The organism is Streptomyces sp. NPDC041129, assembly GCF_055592265.1.
Window position 1 is genome coordinate 1 of record NZ_JBVIYV010000020.1, and the last position, 4,503, is coordinate 4,503.

2 protein-coding genes are annotated in these 4,503 nt (G+C 71.0%); both read right to left on the bottom strand.

Annotation, left to right across the window (positions count from 1 at the left end; translation table 11 throughout):
- Positions 1-1,314 (bottom strand): condensation domain-containing protein (locus ACZ6B1_RS34155; RefSeq protein WP_468784648.1); only part of this gene is annotated, 1,314 nt, incomplete at its 3' end.
- 63 nt (positions 1,315-1,377) lie between these two features.
- Positions 1,378-4,503 (bottom strand): condensation domain-containing protein (locus tag ACZ6B1_RS34160; protein ID WP_468784649.1); only part of this gene is annotated, 3,126 nt, incomplete at its 5' end.

Below are 4,503 nucleotides of genomic sequence, written 5' to 3' on the forward strand. Positions count from 1 at the left end.
CACACCCCGCACCGACACCCCCGGCACAGCCACCACCTGCTCCAACACCCCCACAAACCGCCCCACCAACAACTCCGCCACACCCCGATCGAACACATCGAGGGCGTATTCGAGGTATCCGCGGAACTCCCCGCCGACCTCGGCCATGATCAGGCTGAGGTCGAACTTGGCGACCTGGTTCTCCGTGGGAACGACCGACCACTCCAGGCCGGGCATCTCGACCACCGTGTCCGGGGTCGCGATGGTGCTCTGCCATACGAACGCGACCTGGAAGAGCGGGTGGTAGGACGTGGAGCGCTCCGGGTTCAGCAACTCCACCAACCGCTCGAACGGCACGTCCTGGTTGTCGTAGGCCGCGAGAGCCTTGTCCCGAACCTGGTCCACGACCTGCTCGAACGACCGGTCACCCGACAGGTCGACCCGCAGAACCCAGTTGTTGACGAAGAAGCCGATCAGATCGTTGAGGTCCTCGTCCGTGCGGCCCGCGATCGGCGAACCCATGACGACGTCCTCGCCGGCTCCCAGCTTGGAGAGCAGGAGGGCGTAGGCGGCTTGCAGCACCATGGGCACGGTCGCGTTGTGCTTGCGCGCCAATGCCTCGATGCCGGACGCCAGTTCCGGCCTGACACTGAACTCGACCGTCTCGCCGCGGTGGCTTCGGTGCACGGGGCGCTGCCGGTCGGTGGGCAGGGTCAGCGGCTGCGGGGAGCCGGCAAGTTCACGGCGCCAGTAGGCGACCTGGGCGGCCGCGATACTCTCCGGGTTGTCCAGCTCACCCAGCAGTTCCTGCTGCCACAGCGTGTAGTCGGCGTACTGGACCGGCAGCGGCTCCCACTCGGGTTCCTGGCCCTGCGCCCGGAACACGTACGCCGTCGTCAGGTCACGGGCCAGTGGCGCCATGGACGCGGCGTCCCCGGCTATGTGGTGCATCAGGATGACCAGGACGAACTCCTGCGGTCCGACCGCGAGGAGGCTCACCCGGATCGGGATCTCGGACTCCAACGCGAACCGGTGGGCCACCGCCTCCGCGATCGCGTCCGCCACCTGGTCCTCCGTGACCGGACGCACCGGGACCTCGATCGAGACGTCCTGCGGCGACAGGATCCGCTGGAACGCCACGCCCCGCTCGTCCTCACCGATCACCGTGCGCAGACTCTCGTGCCGCAGCACCACGTCACGCACGGCGAGGGCCATCACACCGGCGTCCACATCGGCCCGCAGGCGAAGCACCACCGGCTGGTTGTAGGTCACCGACGGGCCCTCGAACCGGTACAGGAACCACAGCCGGCTCTGCGCGAACGACAACGGGATCATGACATTACCTCTCGAGGATCGATGGACACCGGCGCGGTCGCCCCGGGCCCTGTCGTTGCCTGGCTACGGCTGTTCGGTCACCGGCGCGGACACCGGCGGTGCGGATGCCGGTGTCACGGGGCCGCTGGGTTCGGCGGAATGGGCCGGCCGGTGGTCGTCGACGCGTCCGACGTGGACCAGTTCGCCGGTTCGCAGACGGCGGACCAGGTCGCCGGTGCGGTACATCCGGCCGCCGGCCGGGTCGAACGGGTTGGCCACGAAGTGGGCCGCCGTCCGGCCGGGAGCGCCCAGGTACCCGCGGCCGAGGCCGGGGCCGGCGAGGTACAGCTCGCCCGTGACCCGGGGCGGGACCGGAGCGAACCCGGGGCCCAGCACCAGCGCCTGCACGTCCGGCAGCGGCAGGCCCAGCGGGGGATGTCCGGTCCCGGCCCACTCTTCGGTGTGCGGGATCGTCAGGGTGGTGGCGGTTCCGGTCTCCGGGTGCCCGTGCCAGTGGAGCACCCGTGTTCCCGGCAGCTCGGCCCTCACCTTGGCGATCAGTTCGGCCGGCAGTGGCTCCCCTGAGAACAGGACGGTGTCGATGTCCTGCGTCACGCTGCCGGGCAACGCGGTGAAGCGGGAGGCTCGCGTGCTGTGGACGGTCCTGGCCCAGAGCCCGCCCCGGCCGGCGCCGGCCGGCTCCTCGGTGAGGTCGAGGGTGGCGCCCGTGGACAGCGCGGTGAACACCTCCACCGTTCGTACGTCGATGCTCGCAGCCGGGCATGCCAGGAGTCGCACGCCCGGGCCCATGCCGAGCTGGGCGGTCAGCCGTGCCACGAGAGCGGTGACGTTGTGGTGGGTGATTCCCGTACCGTCGGGCGAAGCGGGGTTCGACGCCGGAGTACCGGCGACGAGGGCCAGGTGCTGCGGACGCAGCGGCCGGAGGCGGTCCGCGTCGACGGGCGCGCGCTCCACTCCCGCCCGGAGCTCGTCCAGGTACAGGTACGAAGCCGGCAACTCCGGCAGGACGGACGCGGTTTCGCGCTCGGACAGAACGGCCACCGGGTCGGCGCCGTTCACCGCGCCGGCATCGAGGGCCGGATCGCCGGCACGGCCCGCGCCGGCCTCCAGGGGCAGGTACACACCCCCGGCCTTGGCCACCGCGAGCAGCGCCACCACCGACTCCACCGATCGCCGCGCGGACACGGCGACGGCCACCGGGCGGTCGGGACCGGCACCGTGTTCGATCAGCTCGAAGGCCAGCGCGTTGGCGCGTGAGTCCAGCTCGGCGTAGGTCAGCGACCGGCTGCCGTCGACCACGGCCACCGCGTGGGGTGACGCGGCCACCGCGGCCTCGAACAGACCGGGCAGCAGGGACGGATCGTGCACCGCCGTCCCCCGTGGCGTCGCCGATGCCTTCCCAGGCCGCTTCCGCTCCAGCAGTTCGCGCTCCTCGGCGGTGAGCACCTCCACCGTGGCGACCGGGACGTCCGGGTCGGCGACGATCTGTTCGAGCACCCGCAGGTACCGCTCCGCCATGCGCTCCACGGCCGTCGGTTCGAACACGCCGCGCTGGTACTGGAGCGACATCCGCAGCGGCTCGGGCGCCGCCATCAGCGTCATGGCGTAGTGCGTGCCCGTCGAGTACCGGAACCGGCTGATCGTCACGCCGGAGTCCGAGAGCGCCTGGGCGCCCGCGCCGTCCCACGGGTAGGACTCGAAGACCACGACACTGTCGAACAGGGTGCGCAGTCCGGTGCGCTCCTGGATCTCGGCCAGGCTGTGGTGGTGATGGTCGAGCAGCCCCGTCTGCCGGTCCTGGAGGTCCGTCAGGACCTTGGTGAGCGAGTCCCCGGGGTTGTAGTGGGCCCGGACCGGCAGCGTGTTGATGAACAGGCCGAGCATCTCGTCCACGCCCGCCAGTTGCGGCGGCCGGCCGGAGACCGTCATACCGAACATCACGTCGTTACGGGCGGTCAGCTGCCCGAGCAGGATCGCCCACGCGCCCTGCACGACCGTGTTGATCGTGACGCCCATGTCGGCCGCGCGGCGCACCAGTTCCCGGGCTCCCTCGGTGGACAGCCCGACCTCGGCCCGGCCGATGCCCCCGGCGGTGTCGGCGGCTCGCGCCTGTGGTGCCAGGAGGGTCGGCTCGGCGACGCCCGCGAGTTCGTCGGCCCAGGCCCGCGCGGACACGCCATGGTCCTGCCGCGACCGCCAGACCAGGAAGTCACGGTAGTTCCTGGGCCGGGGCAGCGCCGAGGCGTCCCCGCGATCCTCGTAGAGCCCGATGAGATCCCGCAGGACCAGCGGCAGCGACCAGCCGTCGAACATCAGGTGGTGACTGGTCACGATCAGCTCGAAGCTGCGCTCGGCCATCCGGATCAGCGTGAGCCGGAACAACGGTGGCGCCGCCGGATCGAAGTGCGTACGGGAGTCGGCCGCCAGCAACGCCTCGAATCTGCCGCCGCGTTCGGCTTCCGGCAGGTCCCGCAGGTCGATCTCCGCCCAGGGCAGCTCGACCCGGTCCGGCACGACCTGCACCGCTGCGCCGTCCGCCGTGAAGTCGAAGGCCACGCGCAGGTTCGGATACCGGTCCAGCAGCGCCTGTCCTGCGGCCCGCATACGGTCCGCCTCGACCGGGCCGTCCAGGTGCAGCGTGAACTGCATCTGGTACGGGTCGTACTCCTGCCCGGCCAGCATGGCGTGGAACAGCAACCCGGACTGCATGGGCGTCAACGGCCAGACGTCCACCGGACTGCGGTCCCGGTGCCGTGCCTCCATGGTCTCGATCTCCGCCTGGCTCAGCGGGACCAGCGCGAGATCCGAAGGCGTGAGCCCACCTGCGCCGCCGCCGGCGGCGTGCCGGGCGAGACCGGTCAGCGCCTCCACCCACAGCTCGGCGAGTCGCTGGGCTTCCTCGCGCGCCAGCACTCCCGAGGCGAACGTGAACAGTGCGCTGAGGAGCGGCCCTTGAGCGGAGTCGGTGACGACCGCGTTGATGTCGAGGGCGTGCGCGAGGGGCATGTCGGCGTTGAACTCGGCGGACACGTCCTCGAACAGGGAGACCGGCGTCCAGGCCTGGTCCCCGTTGTCGGCGGGTACGCCGACGTCGCCGGAGAACCGGCCGAGGTAGTTGAAGCCGATCTGTCCGGTGGGCAGTTGTGCCAGGGTGGGGGTGGTGTCGGGGTTGAGGTGGCGGAGCAGGCC